The sequence below is a fragment of the Paenibacillus sp. FSL H8-0079 genome (assembly GCF_037991315.1).
Taxonomy (GTDB): Bacteria; Bacillota; Bacilli; order Paenibacillales; family Paenibacillaceae; genus Paenibacillus.
The window spans coordinates 1128493-1148187 of sequence record NZ_CP150300.1 but is presented as its reverse complement, the minus strand read 5'-3'; the positions used below and the strand labels follow the sequence as shown (position 1 = coordinate 1148187).

17 protein-coding genes and 1 pseudogene are annotated in these 19695 nt (G+C 44.0%); 4 read left to right on the top strand and 14 right to left on the bottom strand.

The genetic code is table 11. The annotated features are described in order from the left end of the window. Nucleotides 1-568 precede the first annotated feature (568 nt). Entirely contained in the window at nucleotides 569-1867 is a 1299-nt protein-coding gene (locus tag MHI06_RS05020) for a galactokinase family protein (protein WP_340400684.1), read from the bottom strand. A gap of 326 nt (nucleotides 1868-2193) precedes the next feature. Between MHI06_RS05020 and MHI06_RS05015 the strand changes: the two genes are divergently transcribed. Then, nucleotides 2194-3120 carry a DUF2268 domain-containing protein gene (locus MHI06_RS05015; protein ID WP_340400683.1) on the top strand — a complete coding sequence of 309 codons (927 nt, stop codon included), beginning with the start codon at nucleotides 2194-2196 and terminating at the stop codon, nucleotides 3118-3120. After that, entirely contained in the window at nucleotides 3095-3865 is a 771-nt protein-coding gene (locus MHI06_RS05010) for a MerR family transcriptional regulator (protein ID WP_340400682.1), read from the top strand. The genes MHI06_RS05015 and MHI06_RS05010 overlap by 26 nt, the downstream gene beginning before the upstream one ends. A gap of 94 nt (nucleotides 3866-3959) precedes the next feature. On the opposite strand, the gene MHI06_RS05005 is transcribed toward MHI06_RS05010, so the two are convergent. From MHI06_RS05005 to MHI06_RS04995, 3 genes are all read right to left on the bottom strand, one after another. Further along, nucleotides 3960-4160: a hypothetical protein gene (locus tag MHI06_RS05005; protein WP_340400681.1), complete on the bottom strand. Its 201-nt coding sequence runs from the start codon at nucleotides 4158-4160 to the stop codon at nucleotides 3960-3962. Beyond that, a complete protein-coding gene (locus MHI06_RS05000) occupies nucleotides 4144-4470 on the bottom strand; it encodes a nucleoside triphosphate pyrophosphohydrolase (protein ID WP_340400680.1) in 327 nt (108 codons plus the stop codon). The genes MHI06_RS05005 and MHI06_RS05000 overlap by 17 nt, the downstream gene beginning before the upstream one ends. 512 nt (nucleotides 4471-4982) lie before the next feature. Then, nucleotides 4983-5498, bottom strand: coding sequence for a hypothetical protein (locus tag MHI06_RS04995; protein WP_340400679.1), 516 nt, complete (start codon nucleotides 5496-5498; stop codon nucleotides 4983-4985). Between the two features lie 141 nt (nucleotides 5499-5639). On the opposite strand from MHI06_RS04995, the gene MHI06_RS04990 reads away from it, so the two are divergent. Next, entirely contained in the window at nucleotides 5640-5981 is a 342-nt protein-coding gene (locus tag MHI06_RS04990; RefSeq protein WP_340400678.1) for a helix-turn-helix transcriptional regulator, read from the top strand. A gap of 80 nt (nucleotides 5982-6061) precedes the next feature. Here the strand turns inward: MHI06_RS04990 and MHI06_RS04985 are convergent, their stop codons facing one another. The 9 genes and pseudogenes from MHI06_RS04985 to MHI06_RS04945 all read right to left on the bottom strand — a co-directional run bounded on the left by MHI06_RS04985 (nucleotide 6062) and on the right by MHI06_RS04945 (nucleotide 15383). Beyond that, on the bottom strand, nucleotides 6062-6796 hold the full coding sequence (locus MHI06_RS04985; RefSeq protein WP_340400677.1) for a restriction endonuclease: 735 nt from the start codon (nucleotides 6794-6796) through the stop codon (nucleotides 6062-6064). 46 nt (nucleotides 6797-6842) lie between these two features. Further along, on the bottom strand, nucleotides 6843-7367 hold the full coding sequence (locus tag MHI06_RS04980) for a PsbP-related protein (protein WP_340400676.1): 525 nt from the start codon (nucleotides 7365-7367) through the stop codon (nucleotides 6843-6845). A gap of 54 nt (nucleotides 7368-7421) precedes the next feature. After that, nucleotides 7422-7742 carry a hypothetical protein gene (locus tag MHI06_RS04975; RefSeq protein ID WP_340400675.1) on the bottom strand — a complete coding sequence of 107 codons (321 nt, stop codon included), beginning with the start codon at nucleotides 7740-7742 and terminating at the stop codon, nucleotides 7422-7424. A 222-nt stretch (nucleotides 7743-7964) separates the two neighbouring features. After that, nucleotides 7965-11056: pseudogene (locus MHI06_RS04970) on the bottom strand (DUF3427 domain-containing protein). Between the two features lie 116 nt (nucleotides 11057-11172). Further along, entirely contained in the window at nucleotides 11173-11844 is a 672-nt protein-coding gene (locus MHI06_RS04965; RefSeq protein WP_340400674.1) for a hypothetical protein, read from the bottom strand. 136 nt (nucleotides 11845-11980) lie between these two features. After that, nucleotides 11981-12466: a hypothetical protein gene (locus tag MHI06_RS04960; RefSeq protein WP_101314662.1), complete on the bottom strand. Its 486-nt coding sequence runs from the start codon at nucleotides 12464-12466 to the stop codon at nucleotides 11981-11983. Further along, nucleotides 12463-13656: a WXG100 family type VII secretion target gene (locus MHI06_RS04955; RefSeq protein WP_340400673.1), complete on the bottom strand. Its 1194-nt coding sequence runs from the start codon at nucleotides 13654-13656 to the stop codon at nucleotides 12463-12465. Before MHI06_RS04955 ends, MHI06_RS04960 begins: the two co-directional genes overlap by 4 nt. Nucleotides 13657-13823: 167 nt before the next feature. Further along, nucleotides 13824-14204, bottom strand: a complete 381-nt coding sequence (locus MHI06_RS04950; RefSeq protein WP_340400672.1) for a hypothetical protein — start codon at nucleotides 14202-14204, stop codon at nucleotides 13824-13826. Between the two features lie 273 nt (nucleotides 14205-14477). After that, nucleotides 14478-15383 carry an ATP-grasp domain-containing protein gene (locus MHI06_RS04945; protein ID WP_340400671.1) on the bottom strand — a complete coding sequence of 302 codons (906 nt, stop codon included), beginning with the start codon at nucleotides 15381-15383 and terminating at the stop codon, nucleotides 14478-14480. A gap of 145 nt (nucleotides 15384-15528) precedes the next feature. On the opposite strand from MHI06_RS04945, the gene MHI06_RS04940 reads away from it, so the two are divergent. Beyond that, the gene (locus MHI06_RS04940) at nucleotides 15529-15909 is read left to right on the top strand and encodes a VOC family protein (protein ID WP_340400670.1); all 381 of its coding nucleotides are present in this window, start codon (nucleotides 15529-15531) and stop codon (nucleotides 15907-15909) included. Nucleotides 15910-16094: 185 nt separating this feature from the next. Here the strand turns inward: MHI06_RS04940 and MHI06_RS04935 are convergent, their stop codons facing one another. Continuing rightward, entirely contained in the window at nucleotides 16095-19577 is a 3483-nt protein-coding gene (locus tag MHI06_RS04935; protein ID WP_340400669.1) for a glycoside hydrolase family 2 TIM barrel-domain containing protein, read from the bottom strand. Nucleotides 19578-19695 lie beyond the last annotated feature (118 nt).

The window sequence follows — 19695 nt, the reverse complement described above, 5'->3', positions numbered from 1 at the left end:
TCAGCCTAATCCATTCCTCTTTTTCCCAAAGAAGTAGAATCATTATAGTCCATCTTCTGTGAATCGTGTATACGACATATAAGAAATGAGTAAAAAGTCTTTATACATTTCAGGCAGTAAACCTAACACATCATAAATTATAGGACGTTGTTACCAGAATAATTTCAGCAATTTGCATAAATATGTGAAGGTAATGGTTTATAACTTTGTCAGGCAGCGACGCTTTGTATACATCTTTACACTCATCACTGCCTCTACAATCATAATGCTAGCTCCTCACTCCAACCAGATATACGTGAAATACGAAGCCCTCCTGATTCATCGATTGGATTACGAGCAGCAGGCACAGTAATTCACTGTACACCACCACAGTCAGCTCCTGGTTTACATCTTCATTCCACCCACAACGACACCCAGATGAACACTACCCACCTAACTAAACCATTATATAAATAACACATTACGGACCTTCAAGGTTTGGAGATTTTTCAAAAAATGAAAAACCCAAAAAGCCCGGGCATGGCCCGGACTTCGTTGAATCATATTAGAACTATTAATCTGACTGCGTTTAGCTCGCGTTAGCGATCAATGCATTCAGGCATACTGCACCTTGTGCACGCACATTAACAACAATAATCGGCGTGTCCAACATGCCGTGCATCCAAGACATATACTCTTCAACTTTTTCGTTTGGAAGGATCGTCAGAATAACCCCTGCGAATCCACCACCATGAATACGACAAGCGCCATCACCCAGGTTTTGCAGATAATTCTCGGTCAGTGCCAGTGCGATGCCAATCTCTTGTTCCTTCACAGCACCACTTTGATATACATTCTGCAACCACTTCCATGACGAGTTACCGGACGCCGTAATCAGTTTCAGGAAATCAGCAAAACGTCCATCCCGCAACGCCTGAACCTGACCGTCGACACGATTGTTTTCCTCCAGGAAATGAAGTGCACGCAGCACGGCACGATCCCCAGCCGCTTCACGAACCTTCTTGAGGTTAGCATAAATGGCGTCAGCTGTAATTTCCCGAACATACTCACTGCCCAGCGCCTGAGCAACCGCTCTCATCTCATACGGCACAGCAGCGTAATCTTCCGTCAGATCAGCGTGGTTGCCACCAGTATTCACAATGACCAATGAGTAGCCATTTTGTTGGAAATCCCACTGAACAGGCTCGATGACCGGCTGTGCAGGATTTTCAAAATCAATAGCAATGAGTCCCCCGTACGCACAAGCCATCTGATCCAGCAAACCGGAAGGTTTGTTCCAATAATGATTCTCCGCATACTGACCGATTTTGGCCAAAGTGACAACATCCATTGCGCCATCATTATAGAAGTGATTCAAAATCGTACAGATCAGCATCTCAAATGAGGCCGAGGAACTCACTCCTGATGCCGAGAACACGTTACTTGAGAGATACGCCTGAAAGCCGCCAACCTTATATCCGAATTCTCCAAATCCCGCAGCCATACCGCGAATCAATGCTGTTGTGCCATCGTCTTCTGTATTTGGCGTGAGATCCGTGAGATCGATTACATATTTCTTGTCGTAGCCTTCTGAGTAAAACGTAATAACCGACTTCGCAGTTGGTGCTGCCACTGCAATCGTATCCAGCGTAATGCTGCCCGCCAGCACTTTACCATGGTTATGATCCGTGTGATTGCCTCCAATCTCACTACGTCCTGCCGCGCTAAACAACTTGCTTCCTTCTTGCGCGCCAAAGTATTCTTGGAACGTTGCGTTCAGCTTCGTGTAACGTGCAGTCTGTTCCTCTACTTGTGATTGTCCATACATTTGGGCAAGCAACGCTTGGCCCTCCGTGGATTGGATCAGATTCAATGGTTGTGTCGTCATTAATAATCCTCCTATGGATATGCAGCTTTTATTTTTGGGCTGTTGATGAACATGGTTGTCGCGTCTGTTTCATACCTTATTCCTCTCCCATTATCTCAGCTTCACAGCGGAAAAGGTAGGGTAGAATTGAAAGTTTGTAAGCGTTTTGTGAAGTTATTTGTTGGTGGAGGGATCAATGAAAACCTGATCTATATCCTGTCTGGTCTGATATTCGCAATGAAGATGCAGAATCATTCAGAGAGCCAGCAGTGTAACATCAATGCTTGACTGTAACGTAAGGTCATACTTGATAATGATCTCAAGCTTACATGAAGGAGAGATTAACGATGAAAATTACCGCGTTACGCTCAGATCAAATTTATGAAAAGATCATCCAGGCTGCACCCGAGGAGAAATTGGAGTTATACCGCGAGCGAATGATGAGTCCCTTTATGAACAAATGGAACATTCAACAGATCCCTTTTCGATCAAGCGAACCTAATGGCTTCGACGTGATCATGATGAATAACTTTATGAATATCGCTCCCGCAGATATCACACCTGAGATTAACGAATCGTTAGCAGCGATCTCTTCCGAAGCATTTTGGCAACAGTGTCATGAAGCTGTTCGTAGGAGTCTATCCACCTTTACAGATCACGGGATTGAGCTATCGGTCTCCGAATATCTATACACGATTTTATTAGGCGATAAGAACAGTCCTTCACTCACCATGAACGAAGGCATCAGCGGAGATGGTGGAATACCGGGTTATATTATTGCGAACCTGATCCCCAATAGGTATACTCTACCTCGTATTCAATCCGTGTTAGCTCATGAATGCAATCATAATGTGAGATATCAACATATCCAGTGGGATCAACATGTTACGCTTGGCGAAATGGTTGTTAGCGAGGGGCTGGCCGAGAGTTTTGCGACATCCCTGTATGGAGAAGAGTTGCTAGGCCCCTGGGTAGCTAAAACGGATATGGAGACTTTGAATAAAGTAATCAAACCGAAGATGAAAGACCAGCTGCATGTCACCGGTTTTGAGCAGATTAATCCCTATCTATACGGCGATGAACTTGCCATCATGCAAAACTTCACGCCCGTAGGTTTGCCCTATGCGGCTGGCTATGCCTGCGGTTATCACTTAATCCAATATTATCTGAACAAAACAGGTACACCAATTACCGAAGCAACCATCACTCCGGCAAGTGTCATCCTTGCTGAAACAAAGGAATTTTGGAATGAAGACACCCTATTTCACCGTTAAAGATATCATTCAGATTACTGGCATCACGAAACGCGCATTACATTATTACGATAAAACGGATCTCTTAAAACCAAGCAAAGTCGAGGACAACGGCTATCGGTATTACGATCAAGAGGTACTGGGGAATCTGCAGATGATTCTCTTGTTCAAAGAAATGAATTTCTCCTTAAAAGACATTGCCTCCATGATGCAACTTTCCAAAGAAGAACAGAAAGATACCCTAAGAGAGCATCGCAGCACACTCGTTCAACGCAAACAAAAGCTCGAAACCATCATCGACCAATTGGACGAGTATCTGGATGGAACCGATCTCTCTCATCTTCATCTGTTTGACGATTCTTCCATTCTGTCCATTCAAGAGCAATATGAATCGGAGGCGAAGTTTGTATATGGAGATACCGAGAAATATCAGGAGTTTGAAGCTAATGTGAGCCAGCTGTCTGTAGAAGAGCAAGAACAAGCTTACCACCAGTTTTCGGTCAACATGGAGCAGGTATTTCGGGAGTTGGCGAAGCACCAGGATCTGTCTCCTGATTCTGGTGAGGTGCAATCGTTAGTGCGTGAATGGAAGAGTTGTCTGGAGCAGTTCATGGTATGTGATGATGAGATTCTGAGATGTATTGCAGTAGCCTATACGACGGATCGTCGCTATGCGGGTTATTTTGATCAGTTTGGCAATGAGGATTTTTTGAGGTTTTTGTATCAGGCGATTATGGTTTATGTACAATCGGCATCGAACAGATAAGCTTTCGGGTGAAAAGAAGTGCCCCTACTTCGCCACAAACGTGTCTCAATTCGTGGATCAACCTCACAGAGCGCCCGCAATCCTTCTGGCTGTGTTATGTAAAGATAATCTCCTGCAAGCATCCGTACTTCCGCCCCACGCTCCGCCGCCCGCTTAAGTGCGGGGCCAGTATTTTCACCCAGGAATGCATAATAAAGGACGTCATAATATAAATCCCGGATGCATGCTGCATCCGGGCAATCAGTTCGTCTGCCAAGTTATCTGTAATCAGTTTAACGTTAAGCTTCGTCGACATCGATCAGATACACCCGTTCCTGGAATACACCACGCTCCTCAGCTTTGTCTGCCCGAAGCTTATCCAGCTGGGCCGCATTCGCACCATGCACCTCCGCCAGCGTCCGGATCACCTCCAGCATGTCGGCCAACTCTTCCAGCGCTTCCTGATCGCTTGCTGCATTTACATACTCATCCGATTCTTCTTGCAGCTTCGTTCTTAACTCTTGCTTATACTCCTCCGGGTCCAGAATACGTGTGCGGCATTCCTTGCCACTGGATGTGATAATATGCGGAATTTTGTCCCGCACCAATTTGTTGTATGTAGGCATGTGGCATAACATCCTTTCTGCTGTGAGAGCCTTCGAGCCAGAATCTCCATTTTTGCCATTATACCATTTACTATGGGGAGGGATGGGTTGATTTAATAGAAAATGATCAACAAACACACCAATGGGCACAACGTCAACGATGCCGCTGTCAAACTGATCTGTCCCGCGACTCGTCCTCCGGTAAATTCTTGCCGTGAAAAAAACATCCAGATCGAGAGGTACGTAGTGCATAGTGGGAATGAAATTATCCCGCTAAACGTACTCGGTTCCATGTACCCAGTCATCAAGCTTTTACCAATTAGGATTAATGTAACCAATTCCATTATAGATAATATGAAAAACACGATAGCAATTACTCTTTTCAAAATGTACACCTACTTTCCAGATGCAAAGCAAAGAAAGTTCTTTGTAATCTCTGCATCATATATCCTTTATTTGGATGATGTCATCTTGTAAGCGTAACATAGATTACTCAAGCATTTAACCCTAAGATGCTACTCAAAAAATAAATCTTACTCTGATGAATCCTTCATCAAACGTGCAGATAAATCATCCAATCTCTCTTCCGTTCGTTGAATAAGCCTTTCGATGTTGTTTGGTTTTAGTGGCTGATCATATGGACAGTCCTCCAAAGATGACATATGTTGTATCGTACCGACAAACAAGGCAATATCCAATCCGGGTTCAGTGTCAGTATGCACTAGAGGCAAGATTTCGTTCATGGTGAGTTCCTTGGGTGGATGAACTGAATGATGCTTATGGATATAAAGCGCCTTAATCATGGAGGCTAGAGCCCAATTACATAGAATTAGGCAGACTTTAAACTGATTGTGATTACACATGATGGCGGCAAGTTGGAGATGATACTTAGCATGTTGGTGATAGGCCATTATTGTGGTACGTAGCATATGGTAAGCAGGAATATGTTTGGACCTAGATTGTGTGGAGATATCATGGTCTTGCAAACGTGGGGTAAAATCTACTTGGTGATTACAATGTGCTTCGGTTATGGACCAATTTCTTGCCATTGTCATCCCTCCAAAGAGTTAATACCAGTATTATACAATAAAATGATACATATAGTAATCAAATAAATTATTTGTATTCTTTGTTCGGTGTTTACCTTGAGGAAACTTGTCTACACTTTTGAACATAGAGAGGTGAATACCATGAACGAGGACAGAGAAGTTTTGAAGCTAGTCGGAGCCAGAATTCGCGCACTACGCAAAGAAAGAGGGTATTCACAGGAATCCCTCGGAGAAAAAGGTGGATTTCATTTTTCATACATAGGACAGATCGAACGTGGAGAAAAGAATGTTTCTTTGGTGAACCTGGCAAAGATCGCTGAGTCACTTGAAGTAAACTTAATACAGCTTTTCGCTTATGTAGACGAGGATTTTCATTTCACAGAGTCAGAAGTAGTTATACAGGAGATTTTAGAAATGTTAAGAGATTCCTCCCCTGACAGTATTCAACTAACCAAAAATGTGATACGTGAAATATTAAAATGATCTTGAACATAAAAATAACAAAGGCAAGGCAGCTTACAAGCTGCTTCGCCTTTGTTTCACCGTCATTTTATTGAGGTCATTCAGATAGCTTTCGTTTTTCTACAAGTAGGGTAGCTACTACATCCCCAAAATTCCGCCCCAGCTTTATTCTTACGTTTAACCATTAAAGAACCACAACTACATTTGATATTAGATAATGTCTTAGATGACGCTTGCTCGTTCTTAATCGGTGCAATTTTCATTTTTCTATTGGATGGCACCCATTTACCCCAACTGCGTAGCTTGCTGTCTACTAAACCACCGTGCCAATAATCCACTTTGAATTGATCGGCTTCTTTTCTTGCTGGACCCGTAAGATCAGATGTGGTCACGATTAGAGACAAAATACAGTCATGATTCCTTTTCGCACCTACCAGCTCACGAACAGTCATTACTTGCACCTTATTATGATCGGCATAACATTTGGCTTGGACTGCTGTTTTTTCACCGCGCTTATCCGTAATAACCAGATCTACTCCTCCATCTTTACCCCCAACGCCAACTTCTTTTACGTTATAACCGTTGTCTCTAAAATAGAGTGTAAGTAAACGTTCGAACTCTGCTCCGGTCATTTTATCTAGTGGTAAAGTTAGAATCACTTCGTCTGATCTACACGTAGAGGAGGCACGATTAAATCCTCTACTCACAGGTTTTTTAGTAGTCTGTTTCTTGGCTGGGTTGGACTTTCTTCTTTTTTTCTTTTTAGAAGGCTGTAATAGTCCAGCAACAACAGATAATGTAACAACACCAATAACGAGCCATATTATTTCATTCATTCACTTATTCTCCTTAGAACTTATAAAAATATAACCGATTTACCTTTTAAATGGCTTTCATACTTTTAGCAATACGAAGTATAGTTTTTTCGTTTTCATCAAAAAAATCTTTTGATACTTTAACGTAGTAGTTGTATTCAATTTCATCATCAGACATCCAGGATAACTCCAGTAAAACCATTCCATCCTCATAACCAACCCACATATCTGCCTTTACCCCGCTATCGAGTTTTAAACTTTGATATTTCATCGATTCTGATACTGAATCTTCTATACCTTCGAAAACATGACTACCATATACGCGAATATCAATATCCGGGTTGCCCACATATAGCTGCTTCCCATCCCCATTATCTGATTCCTCTCCTGCTATCCAATCACCAGGATAACTAATACTGAAGCCGAATCTGCTGTTATGATATGTGGTCCACTCCACATTGCTTTTCTCATTTTCAACACTCTCATATGTACTTGACTCAGTAGTTATAGTATTTTCTTTATTAGTCAAATCGGTACTAGAATCACAGCCTGTAATTACAATGATCAACATTATGACTAGTAAATACTTCATCGTTTTATTCTCCTATCCAATTAGCTGTATAGCAGTAATTTCATTTCTTCAGAATTAAGGAAGTCTAATAAAGAAGCGTTTTCCGAAACCCAATGTGGAAGTTTTTTCTGTTCCAAACTCCATTTGGAAAATAGAAACGAATACTAGATCTTGTTGCGTAGTAACGCCATTAATAACTGAACTCCCAAACAGATTGATTCCTGCGCTGACCCATTCATTATCTGACTCTTCTATTGAAGAGTTTACGACCCACTCAACGAAATCTTCTTTACTTGGGTTTGTCACGGCAAGCAAAATCAATATAAATCCCATTACGATCCAAAATTTATAATTTCCACTTTTTTTACTTGAGGTATGTACTTCATCACTTTCCATGTCTTTATCACCTTCCTTATTTATCTCTATTCACACGTAGTTCTAATAGATCAGACTATCGAATGAGAACTAGGCTTATAGAATCATTATCCAACAGAAATCCACACATTTCCACCATTAATTACAATTTTGAATAATAAAACCTGCTTTTCACAGCAGGTTCCTCACGTTGCTCTGTCAAACAATATACTTATTCGCTACCGCCACCATCTTCGCAGGCATCTATTCCCTTAATCGCCATACAAAGCTCATCGGTTTGTTCCCCTCATGACTTACATAGTCCGCTTCGCCCAGGAAGACAAATGGAGATGTATAGCCATGCTCTTCCTTATACCCGCAAGAACAGCACGATTCGGTTGCCCGTCTCCCGATGATGGATATACCGCTGCGCGGTAGCCGTATGCTCCGACACCCTGCTTTGAGTCTGCCAGTGGAACAAACGCTCGTTAATCGCATAGTCCTCATACAGCGTAGATGGAGAGAAATCTTTGTCTGATTTGTTCAACGTAATGAAGAAAATATCCGTCTGTTCGTCTGCAAAATATTTTACACCTTCACGGAAGGCGGGTGATTGCTGGGCATTCCAGTAACCGAAGGCGGCGAGCACTTGGTCGATGGAGTACATACAGTGGATATCCAGTGGACAAGTGTACGGGAACGAATTGCTTTTATCCACAAATCGCAGATGAGCCAGATTATATTTAAAAATATCCACAAGCTCTGCTCGGATTGCCTCACAAGACAGCACACGCTGCAAACCCTCTTCGATGCTGCTCAAACCTAGTTTCTCGGGCGCAGCCCGATGGAAGGTGTAATAGAACATGATGAGCATGCGCTGTTCATCGTCGGTGGTTGCTTCTTTGCCTTTTTCAATAAAGTCGATCAGGAACGTCAGCCAGCTTCGGGAGTTGATCCTCAACACAGATGGCAATCTGCGAATATACTCCTCGTGTTCATCTTCAATAGGTGCTGTTAATCCGGCTTCGGCCAACATGCCACGGAAATACCTTTTGCCCGTACGTCCACCATACAATTCATATAGAGTCATCCCGTGATGCTCTACAAAATGAGCCAAGGTCAGCGGCAGTCCGGTGTCTTGTTGGAACGTTTGCAGCTTCTGGATCAGAGCCCTGCGATTACGACTCATCTGCTTGAGGTTGCGCATGACGTATTCCTTCGCTTGCTTTTCCAATTGAACGAACGTACCGCGTGGTAAGTTCGAAAATCCATTCTCGACGTAGTACGAGATGGAATGTTTGGTGGCGCCGATCAGAGCACGGAACTTATCCTGGAACCTGTACTCCTGATGCGCTTGCCCGATGAAGTCGAGCACGGTCAGGCACTCTTTACCATCCGCCATCCGTAGTCCACGTCCCAACTGTTGCAGGAATACGGTCAGACTCTCGGTAGGACGCAGGAACAGGATGGTGTTCACCTCAGGGATATCCACGCCCTCATTGTACAGATCAACGACAAAGATCATGCGCAGTTCCCCGTCCACCAGCTGTCCTTTCGCAGAATGACGCTCCTGTTCGTTCGACCCGCCATGCAGGGCCATGGATGGAATGCCGGCTTCGTCAAATATTTTTGCCATATACATTGCATGATCCACCCCAACGCAGAACCCAAGTCCCTTCACATCATCCAGATCGGTTACGTATTTGTTCAGACTTTGGATAATCTGGTTGGCACGGATTTTGTTATGGGTATAGAGCTTCTCCAGTTCGTTCAAGTCATAGCCTTTACGCGACCACTTCACCTGGGATAGATCGACAGTATCGGTGACGCCAAAATATTGAAAAGGACTCAGTAGCTTCCGGTCAATGGCATCGGTTAGACGGATCTCGGCGGCAATCGTATGATCGAAGTAGGCGGTAATGTCTTTGCCATCCATCCGTTCAGGCGTCGCGGTGAGTCCCAGCAAGATCTTCGGTTCGTAGTGGGACAACAGCTTCTGGTACGAAGGAGCAGCGGCATGGTGGAATTCATCCACGATGATGTAATCGTAATAGTCTGGGCTGGTGATCTCCGTCAGCTTCATGGAGTTAAGGCTCTGAATGCTAACAAACAGGTGGTCCAGCGCCTCCGTTCGGTGATTCCCGACATGCAGCTCACCAAAGTTCATATCCTTCAGGATATACCGGAACGTGTCCCGGCTTTGCTTCAAGATTTCTTCCCGATGGGCGACAAAAAGAAGCTTGGCTCCCACATGGCTTGCCCGGAATAGCTTGTAATCGAAGGCTGAAATGACCGTTTTGCCAACGCCTGTTGCGGCGACGATTAGGTTGCGGGTTCGTCCGTACAGCGTACGCTCGGCGTGAAGCTGTTCCAGCACTTCTTTCTGATAATCGTAAGGCTGGATGTCGAGGTGAAAGTGGTTGGATTGATCTTTTCTACGATTCAGAGCCGCCTTCAACTGTGCCTCATGTCCTTCATCCTCAGCCACATATCGCGTGAATTCACGGTCATTCCAGTAACTCTCGAAGGTCGCTTCAATCTTGCATAGCACATCGAGTGAATCCTTCTCCGTCACCTTAAGGTTCCACTCCATACCACTGGTCAGTGCCGGGTTGGACAGGTTAGAGGAGCCGACATAGGCTGTGGTGAATCCAGTATCACGGTGGAAAATGTACGTTTTGGCGTGCAGCCGTGTCACTTTGGTATCATACGAAATCTGGATTTCTGTGTTAGGTAATTTGCTGAGTTCAGTAATGGCCTTCAGGTCGGTTGCTTCCATGTATGTAGTTGTGATGATACGCAGCTTGCCACCGCTCGCCGTGAATTGTTGAAGCTGTTCCAGAAGTAGGCGAAGCCCGCTGAATTTGATAAAACGATACCAGCCAATCGATCCGATCGGCTGTCACGATCTCCTTTTGCAACTCTAATAACATACTCGGTTCGGACTTTGCACCTGTGAACAAAGAGCTTTGGGAGATCGGTGTATCTGGACGAACGATCTTGGTATCCCGGACCGCACGAATGCTGTTCAGCTTGGAATACACATGGGTCAGCACTTCCCCCTGCTCATCCAGTTGCAATTCGTTGTACTCTTCTTCCCCCAGAGTGCCTTTGAGGGTAGCAATAATCTCATTACACGTTCGGATCTGCGCCAACACTGCCGTCTTATCTTCCGTCTGTTCCCGCACAATCTTGAGCGCTCGCCGCGTCACCGCCGCCAAATATGTGGACAGCAGCTTGCGCGCTTCCTCTGCATCCAGCTTCTCGGTCCCAATGTTATACACATCCGGGTCCAGCGCCGAAATCTCCTGTCTGGTGATGGTGTTGATAAGCTGTTCATATATGCCTTGTTTCATGAATGTACCTCTTGTGGATATAGGATGGTTGTGGATATGTAGGTGATATCAGCTAATGATTTGGAATAGGTAAAATGTTCTCTACTCTATTATCGTCCAGTATGGGGATATTTTCATTAGTTGTTCGAATATAAGAAAAAGGAGCACTCACTATCGCCTCTGAACGGCAGGAGTACTCCACTTTGGGTATGAGCTATTATGAAATTAACATTATCAATCTGCTTCCTGCCCAAAGTAAGTACCCAACTTGAATCGTGACATACATGATGTATTCTATAACCGTTAATTTCCTTGGATTCAAAATCCCCAACAATGTTCAGCCATCGATAATTTAACTGTTGATACCCCTTAATTCTTGCTTTAAGCTCAGTTGTTACAGGATAACTGGTTATCTCCAGTCTCTCGAACGTCATTCGCATGCGGTAAAGCGTAGGTGGCATTACATCATCTAGACCTAGATCGTTCGTGAATAAAGTTGCGGGTTTTACCAGCCAGTTGGCTTCTTCGCTGAAACTTAGATTCATCAAGTTATACTTATTCATAATCTTCGTCATATCTGTAAAGTTGTAATAGAGCTGGCTGGCTTGTTCTCCATCCTCCAGTATTCGGTCAAACAAAATATCATTATTTATAATCGCACTCTTCGTATCAACCATATCTTGTTGTACATTCATCGTTAGATACTGTTCATACATTTTTTTCTCTTTATAGAGGCTATAAGTTAGAACAAATAAGAATACACATCCAATGCAGCATCCGATTATAAAAAGTCGTTTTTTTAGTATCATGGCGAGCTGTTCTCCTAGGATTATATAGTAAGAAGCACCTCTACGTTTGTATGGTAGAAGTGCTTTTAAGTAGTATCATTATTTCATTCTAAATAGCGGAGTAGAACCATCTAGAATAATCCTCCACCCTCGTAACTTATACAACCTTTTCGCTACACCACTTTGGGTTGTACGGCCTTTGACTTAATCTCAAGATATCGTCAGCTGTGTAATACCACTCAGCATCATCAAACCATAAGTAATCTTCCGTGTTATCTTGAAAATACTCTACTACAAACCTATAAATAAATTCATATTCATGATTAATATTTACAACATCCGCTGCCCAAAAGTAATCTGTTGATTGGGTGAGCCACGTAAAACTATCATATGAATTTTCGACAACTTTATTCACGTTAAAAGTGAAGTACCTAATAGTTTCTTCATCATCAGTATTTGATAGGGTCTCTTCATCCACTTCAGATAGTGTGCCTTCTGCAGATTGAAAGTTGTTATCTGTATCATGATCAACTGCTAAATGAAAACAATACATATTCGCTCTCTGTGCTGCATACTTAAAGTCCTCAAGAGTCTGCTCCGGAGAATAATTTGAGATTTTTTTTAGAATGATTACTGAACTCATTTACTTATAGCCTCCTTCAATTCGTCTAATGAGCTGATTAATTTTATATTTTGATCTTTTAATTTTCCAACTAAATCAGATTGAGTTTTATTTTTTACAGTTACATCTTCAATGTAATATATAACTTCTCGATTGTCATAGTTAAAATAATTTTTATTTGATGGATTGATCAACTTATCCAGTTGCTTTTCATCTAAGGCACTTAAAGACTTCTTGACCTCAATAATATGCGAGTCTGTTAGAATATCGATATCGCCTGCTTTCAACTTATTTTGCAATTTCAATTCTATACCTGTACCTTGTAATCTACCTGTCTCTTTTATTGTCTCTGCAACTTGCCCCTCTAAAATATCGCCAGTTTTTAAGCTTCTTAAATTTTTCTCAATAATTGCATCTATATCCTTAGGACCTTGATTTGTCCAAGATATTTCATTTCCGAATAAATTTGTGTATGTGGTTTTAGTGCCTTCCGTTCTTAGCCTTCCATCATGATTCAGACTATTTCCCTCACTCTTCTCCTTTTTACCCTCCACTGCTCCACCCGATTCATTGTGATCCTTCGAGTGCAAGGCTTTGCCAAAGAGAAAATAAGAGAAAGCCTGGCCTACCATGGCACCTTTATAATAACCCGACTTATCCTCATCGAGCTGCTTCTTCTGCTCATCAATAAACTCCTCGATGTCAGACCTTGCCGTTCCCGTGCCCCAGGCCGCATCCCATGCGAATCCAATGCCACGTCCAACGTCAACTACCTTACCCATAGTCATGGCATAGGCCAGACTGGTTAATGTACTAAACGGATTATAAATGAACGCTTCTGCCGTCTCACCAAGTCCCGTAACGGTGTCACCAATTGCTTTATCGACCAGTCCGGTGCCGAAGCTTGGCTTTAGTTCTTCTGGAATGTACAGCGCAACCTCGCCGGAGCCGTCCGTTGTTCTGAAGTTCCTCGCGATAAACGTAAACTCATTCTGGATTTTATCCAACAGCCCGAGTGTAGTCGGGAACACTTCTTTCACCTGCATAAAATCCCAGAAGAAACGCTCTCCTGTCACACCCGACCATTCGGATTGCAACATATAGATGGATTTCTCCAGCTCTCTAACGATTCGATCGAGTTCTAATTTCTTTTGCTGGACCAATCGAGCTTTCTCGTCCAGCACATCGGGATGTACCTGAATACGTTGCATCCTATCTTCACCGCCAACCTGACCATAGTAGTTATACCTAAATTTTAACAAGTGAAGAAGTCGATTGGAATCAAACGGAGGATTCATTTTCTCGTTAAAGATTCAGTAGGCATGGAACATTTAATAGCCAGATATTTTGCATATTCGTGCACGTTTTTTGTAGAGTCTTACTTCTGTTTAAAATACTGAACGATCTCTTCCGGTTCCTGCGTTTCCAATGTGATGTGGCCTTTCTCGAACAGGATCATGTACGGATATGATTTCAGACCGAAAATCTTCTCATAATTAAACTTATTTTCATCACGCACATTATAAAAATTCACACTGGTAATTGGGCCTTCTGATCTCAAATTTTCGTTATTCACTTCATTTAATTGCGTCTGTAAATCAACAATAAATGGCCGCTCCGAAAGACGGTCGGTAAATACAATGAGTGATGCATCGTTTCTCTGATTTTGCGTTAGATATTCAATGGCTTTCTCTCTATTGTTCTGACCACAACCTGACAATACGAGTATCAACACACACAATATCCAGAAGCGCTTCATTAGATCCTCCTCCAAAATATGATATAATTGGATATTAATTATGAATTGAATTTTATCAGATATGCTTTATCTCTGAAAGGAGCACACAATGAATAAAAAGAGTATCATCTTCGCTATCATTATCGGTCTTTTTATTTTAGCGCTTCCGTTCATACTTTATTTTTCAGTAACTAATAATTAAGAATCCACACCACACGTATCGAATATTCCATTTGAACTTAACTTAAAGAAGAGTTAATTCATGATCTCCATGAGTTAACTCTTCTTAGTTGTTTACACTAATGCTCTCTTCAATTGCTCATAAAACGTCAACGGATCCGCATAATCCGGTAACCCCGCCACCTGGCCGTCACCGAGTTCAAGAACAATCCAAGATCCGCCTTCCACCTTGGCAAAATCCATCGTGTAGAAACGGCTTTGAATCGTTTGTGCAATGTCCAGAAATGAAGTGAGTGCATCTCTAAACGCTTCGTCCTGTCCTTCATCCCAATAGTTAGAGATGTATGCAGGCTTACCGTCTAACATAAACACCCGCATCTCTCGTGATAACGGCATACCGCTCTGGTCGTGGTAGGACAGAAACTCCAACTGAACATACTCCCTGAATACAAGCCCTACATTCAATTCTTCACCTTGCAGCGTCACAAAGTTATGCACAACCCGCTTCACATGTTCCTCATCCGCAGCATCTGGGATGTAACAGGCTTCCTTCCACTCATGTTTACGAGATTTCACATAATCCTTAACGATAATTGGCTGATTACCAAATCCTCGCGTAGCCTCCCTAACGGCATCTGGTGAAGCCTGAATCTCTGACATAGGAACCCAGACCGAGTGCGGTGTATATCCTTTAATTACGTCATATGACTCTGGTAGGTAATGGCAATGCTTGTATTGCTCTGGTGTGTTAATAAGATATAGATTTTTCGATGCCAGCGCCTTATATAGTAGCCCGTACGCTTCTGGTGTCAGCATCCAGCCCCGGTACAGTACATCCTCTCGTTCTGTTGCTTTCTTCAGTCGTCTCACAGCGAGTTCCGGACGCTTGTTCACTATTAATTCTTCCAGATGAACCAGTCCCACCTCAAAGCCAAGTTCCTTGGCACATACATACTCCTGTTCATAACTTTCATCTACCTTCTTCTCATCCAAAGGCGAACTACTAAAAATAATTTTCATATGTACCTCCCTTATTCATCCTGCTTAATTGTGTTTCTCATACGATGTCGATCTAACTGAGCTCTAAGGTATAATAAATGACATGCTACTATATACACCCCTCATTCTACAGGAACAATTGATCCAATTCGAAGGAGGCTTATGCATGCAAATAGAACGACTTGATCATCTCGTGTTAACCGTAGAGAATCTGGAAGCAACCCTTTCATTTTATACCAACATATTAGGTATGAAGGTAGTCGAATTCGGCCAAGGCCGAAAAGCATTACAGTTTGGACAGCAGAAGATCAATTTGCATGAACGGGGCAAAGAGTTTGAACCGAAAGCTCATAGCCCTATGCCGGGTTCGGCAGATCTTTGTTTTCTGGTCAGCACACCCTTGGAAGAAGTGATTCTCCATCTCACACAACATCATACGAAAATCGAAGAAGGTCCAGTGGAACGTACCGGTGCACTGGGTCCCATTCGTTCGGTGTATGTACGTGATCCTGACGGAAACCTGATTGAGCTGTCCAATGCTTTGTAAAGTTAATTCCATAATTTTTCACCTTTATATGGTCGCACAAAAACCTGCAAAGCCTCGGCTTCGCAGGTTTTTGTGTCTTCATAAACTACAGATGATTAATTAATACATCGCATCTGTAGCTGCTCCATTAACACGTTGAGGTTGAAAAGGACCCTTGCATCCCTCTCGCCATTAGTGAAGCTTCATTATTTCTCGAATCGGAACCAGCCGAAGTCAAACTGACTGCCTGGCAGGAAGATAAAGCTTACTTTTTGCTCACCTGTCACCTGCTCAAGCTCAAACACCCGCTCCTCATATCCACCCGACTGTGTGAACTCAACCAACTGGTTGCTCTGTCCGTCCGCACCTGCAAAACGAATATGAATGGTATTCTTATCAATCGGTGAATGGCCATAAATCACGAGCTTCGATGTACCTTCTGCCGTAAAGTCCATGTTTTCAAACTCCAGCGACACATTGTTCCCGATACCTTCTACTCGATCAGCTTCAATTTTAAACGTATCTCCGTAGAGATGATCACAGGATGCAGCCGCATTCTGTTCAAAGGCCCGACTCTGACGTTCGAAGGAGAACCCTTTAATATGAATCTTCTGCTTCAACACAAAACAGATCGACGTGATCCCGCTAAGGCGTTTGGACAATTGGTACGTCTCTTCCTGGTACACATTCCAAATGGACTCTTTGTCATACACCACATCTGCGATCATCGTGCTTCCCTCTTCATCCGGCATACCTTCCCAGATCTGAATGAAGTACTCCTCAGTAGACAACGTAAAGATCGGAATGGTAATCGTATCGGAGCCGTATGGTCCGAAGTCAATATTACGGAAGCCTACATGCGTCTCTCCGTCACGACTTGTCGCTACCCCGCGCTCATTACCGTTACCTACCTCACCTTTGGTGTAATCGTACAGTCCGCCCGTGATGAAGCCGTATGGATCTTTGTATGCTGTACCCAGACCGTCCGCCTTGAACTCCAGCTGGGAGATGAGTTTCGTTTTATCCGTACCGTTGGTACTGGTTGCGCGAAGTCGGAACTCCCCGTCACCTATAGCTGATACCTTCACCGCATGTTGATGCTCACCGTTGTCGCCCGTTTCTGCTTGAACAGCTTCCACTTTGGCAATGTTGGACTCGATCCCCGCATCATTCACAACAGCCCACTCGATATCCCGGTAGGAGGTGTTCTCAGGATACAGTTTGGCGGTTACGACCAGCTCCGGGTTGGACGGATCGAGCAACTGTCCTGCAGTACTGATGATCTCGATTTTCCGCAAAGGAATCTCCTGAGCATTTCCCGTAAGCACTGGACGTTCTTCATTGTTCACGAAGACAGGTTGAACTTGCTTCTCACTATCAAGTTCCCCATCCACAACCTGCGATTCAAACTCAGCCGTAGCCCCTTCCAACCCTTCGGAAGAAACTTCAATCCGTACCGTTCCAGCTTCATTTGTCGCTCCGATGATCGCCATCAGTTTGCCGCTGAACAGTCTTCTGCTCAATCCTTTGTATGGATCATAGTCGGTGCTGTCCCCATTATCCAGACCCAGCAATCGACCTGCACCACTCACCTGAACTTGCACGCGGTTGTTCGCATTGTGAACCGGATTACCTGCCTCATCTTCTACATCAATTTCTACAAAAATGAGGTCTGTGCCATTCGCTTGTAGTTGCTCCCGATCCGCTTGCAGACGGATTCTCTTCGCATCCGTATAGGATCTTTGCACATCGGTTGCAATGATCTTACCGTTCTCGTCGTAAGCGATCGCTTTCAGCTCGCCCTCTTCATACGGCACTTTCCACCAGCCAGACAGCTGTGTTCCATTCGCATGATCGATATCGTACGTGCCAATGGTTTTACCGTTGAGTTGCAGCTCAATCTTCGGCGCGTTGCTGCACACGCGTACATCAATAATCTGACCCGGGCTGAAATCCCAGTAAGGGAACAGGTGAACCATCGGACTTTTCTTATAATCCGTCCAAGCCGCTTGGTAGATGTAATAGGAGTCTTTCGGGAACGTTGCTGTATCCAGCTGTCCAAAATACGAATTCTTCGTATGATACGGTGTCGGCTCTCCGATATAATCGAATCCGGTCCACAGGAACTGACCCAGCGAATACGGTGTATCCCGTTCTGCCAAAATGCAATATTCCGCCGACTTCGCGCCCCAGCTCGTCGTACTGTTACCCAAAGCCGAGCACTGCTCGTCATCATCTGCCAGAATCGGCTGTTCGAACGGGAAGTGATAGATGCCACGACTCTGTACTACGGAAGAAGTCTCACTACCATAGATGATCCAGTCCGGATGCTCTTCATGATGTTTGTCGTAATATTTTTCCGCGTAGTTGTAGCCTGCCAGCTTCACGATGTCCGCACATTTTTGTGCATTTTCCCAAGGCATGTAGTTCGAACCAATCGTTACGCCTGCATTGCCTTTTGGATCAAATTCCAGCACATAATCCATCAGCATTCGGGTTACTTCCTGTCCACGTTCATCGGCGTGGGTATCGTAAATTTCGTTCCCAATACTCCACATGATCAAGCTGGCATGGTTACGGTCGCGCTTCACCCAACTCTTCACATCGGTATGCACCCACTCTGGGAAAAATCTCGCATAGTCGTATGGGGTTTTAGCACGTTCCCACATATCAAAGGCTTCCGACACAACCAGCATACCCATCTCATCGGCGAGTTCCATGAACTCTTTGGCAGGCATATTATGCGCGGTGCGGATGGCGTTAACGCCCATCTCTTTGAGCAAAACGAATCTTCTGCGCAGTGCCGTTAGGTTAAAAGCAGCTCCCAGCGCCCCGAGATCATGGTGTTCACATACACCGTTCAGCTTCATCTTGACCCCGTTCAGGTGGAACCCTTCATTGGCATCCAGCTTGATATCCCGGAATCCAATGCGCTGTGATACCGATTCAACTGTCCGTTGTTCCTGATCATCCGAGGTCAACCGCAGCTCCGTCACCAGTTCATACAGATGCGGTGCATCTGGGCTCCACAAGTTTGGATTCTCCACAATGATCTGTTGGCTATCTGCAGATATAACCGCATTCTCACTCGCCAAAGTCGTAACATTCGCTTGACTGGATGCCACCACTTGACCTTCATACAAGATCGTATGCACCAGTTCTGCTTGCTGATTCTGTTCCAGGTTCAGCTCCGTATCCAATTCCACCTGCCAGCCATCCGCCTGCTGCTTGATGGATACATACGTTCCATCCGTGACGATATGGTTACGATCTCTCGTCTTCAGCCACACATGGCGATAGATTCCGGCCCCGGAATACCATCTGCTGTTCGGGCTCTGATGTACCACTTTGACCATAATCTCATTATCGCCTTCCACCAGTGCTTTCGTGATCTCATGTTCAAAAGCAGAATAGCCATACTTCCACTCTCCAACCAACTGCCCATTCACATACACCGAAGAATCCATGTATACGCCATCAAAACAAAGCAAAAGCTGCCGCTCATCCTTCGTATAATGGAACGTCTTGCGGTACCATCCGATGCTGTCTTCATACAGTTCGAGCGTATTATATATCAGCCAATCATGGGGAAGCTCTACAGGTTCATACACCAGACCCGCAGGTTCCGTAACATCCAGCTTGCTTTTCGCAAATTGCCATCCGTCATTAAAAAACCTCTTCTGATTCATGGTAGATTCTCACTTTCTTCAAGTAAATTATGATTACGGTTACAACGTAGCTGTCGCTTTTTCCGAAAACCTTTTCGATAATACACAAGTATGACTATAACACATAACCCGATTATAC

Coding starts and splice junctions, on each gene's coding strand:
- MHI06_RS05020 (WP_340400684.1), bottom strand. CDS start 1,867: ATGACGACACAACCATTGAATCTGATCCAATCCACGGAGGGCCAAGCG.
- MHI06_RS05015 (WP_340400683.1), top strand. CDS start 2,194: ATGAAAATTACCGCGTTACGCTCAGATCAAATTTATGAAAAGATCATC.
- MHI06_RS05010 (WP_340400682.1), top strand. CDS start 3,095: ATGAAGACACCCTATTTCACCGTTAAAGATATCATTCAGATTACTGGC.
- MHI06_RS05005 (WP_340400681.1), bottom strand. CDS start 4,160: ATGTCGACGAAGCTTAACGTTAAACTGATTACAGATAACTTGGCAGAC.
- MHI06_RS05000 (WP_340400680.1), bottom strand. CDS start 4,470: ATGCCTACATACAACAAATTGGTGCGGGACAAAATTCCGCATATTATC.
- MHI06_RS04995 (WP_340400679.1), bottom strand. CDS start 5,498: ATGGCAAGAAATTGGTCCATAACCGAAGCACATTGTAATCACCAAGTA.
- MHI06_RS04990 (WP_340400678.1), top strand. CDS start 5,640: ATGAACGAGGACAGAGAAGTTTTGAAGCTAGTCGGAGCCAGAATTCGC.
- MHI06_RS04985 (WP_340400677.1), bottom strand. CDS start 6,796: ATGAATGAAATAATATGGCTCGTTATTGGTGTTGTTACATTATCTGTT.
- MHI06_RS04980 (WP_340400676.1), bottom strand. CDS start 7,367: ATGAAGTATTTACTAGTCATAATGTTGATCATTGTAATTACAGGCTGT.
- MHI06_RS04975 (WP_340400675.1), bottom strand. CDS start 7,742: ATGGAAAGTGATGAAGTACATACCTCAAGTAAAAAAAGTGGAAATTAT.
- MHI06_RS04965 (WP_340400674.1), bottom strand. CDS start 11,844: ATGATACTAAAAAAACGACTTTTTATAATCGGATGCTGCATTGGATGT.
- MHI06_RS04960 (WP_101314662.1), bottom strand. CDS start 12,466: ATGAGTTCAGTAATCATTCTAAAAAAAATCTCAAATTATTCTCCGGAG.
- MHI06_RS04955 (WP_340400673.1), bottom strand. CDS start 13,656: ATGCAACGTATTCAGGTACATCCCGATGTGCTGGACGAGAAAGCTCGA.
- MHI06_RS04950 (WP_340400672.1), bottom strand. CDS start 14,204: ATGAAGCGCTTCTGGATATTGTGTGTGTTGATACTCGTATTGTCAGGT.
- MHI06_RS04945 (WP_340400671.1), bottom strand. CDS start 15,383: ATGAAAATTATTTTTAGTAGTTCGCCTTTGGATGAGAAGAAGGTAGAT.
- MHI06_RS04940 (WP_340400670.1), top strand. CDS start 15,529: ATGCAAATAGAACGACTTGATCATCTCGTGTTAACCGTAGAGAATCTG.
- MHI06_RS04935 (WP_340400669.1), bottom strand. CDS start 19,577: ATGAATCAGAAGAGGTTTTTTAATGACGGATGGCAATTTGCGAAAAGC.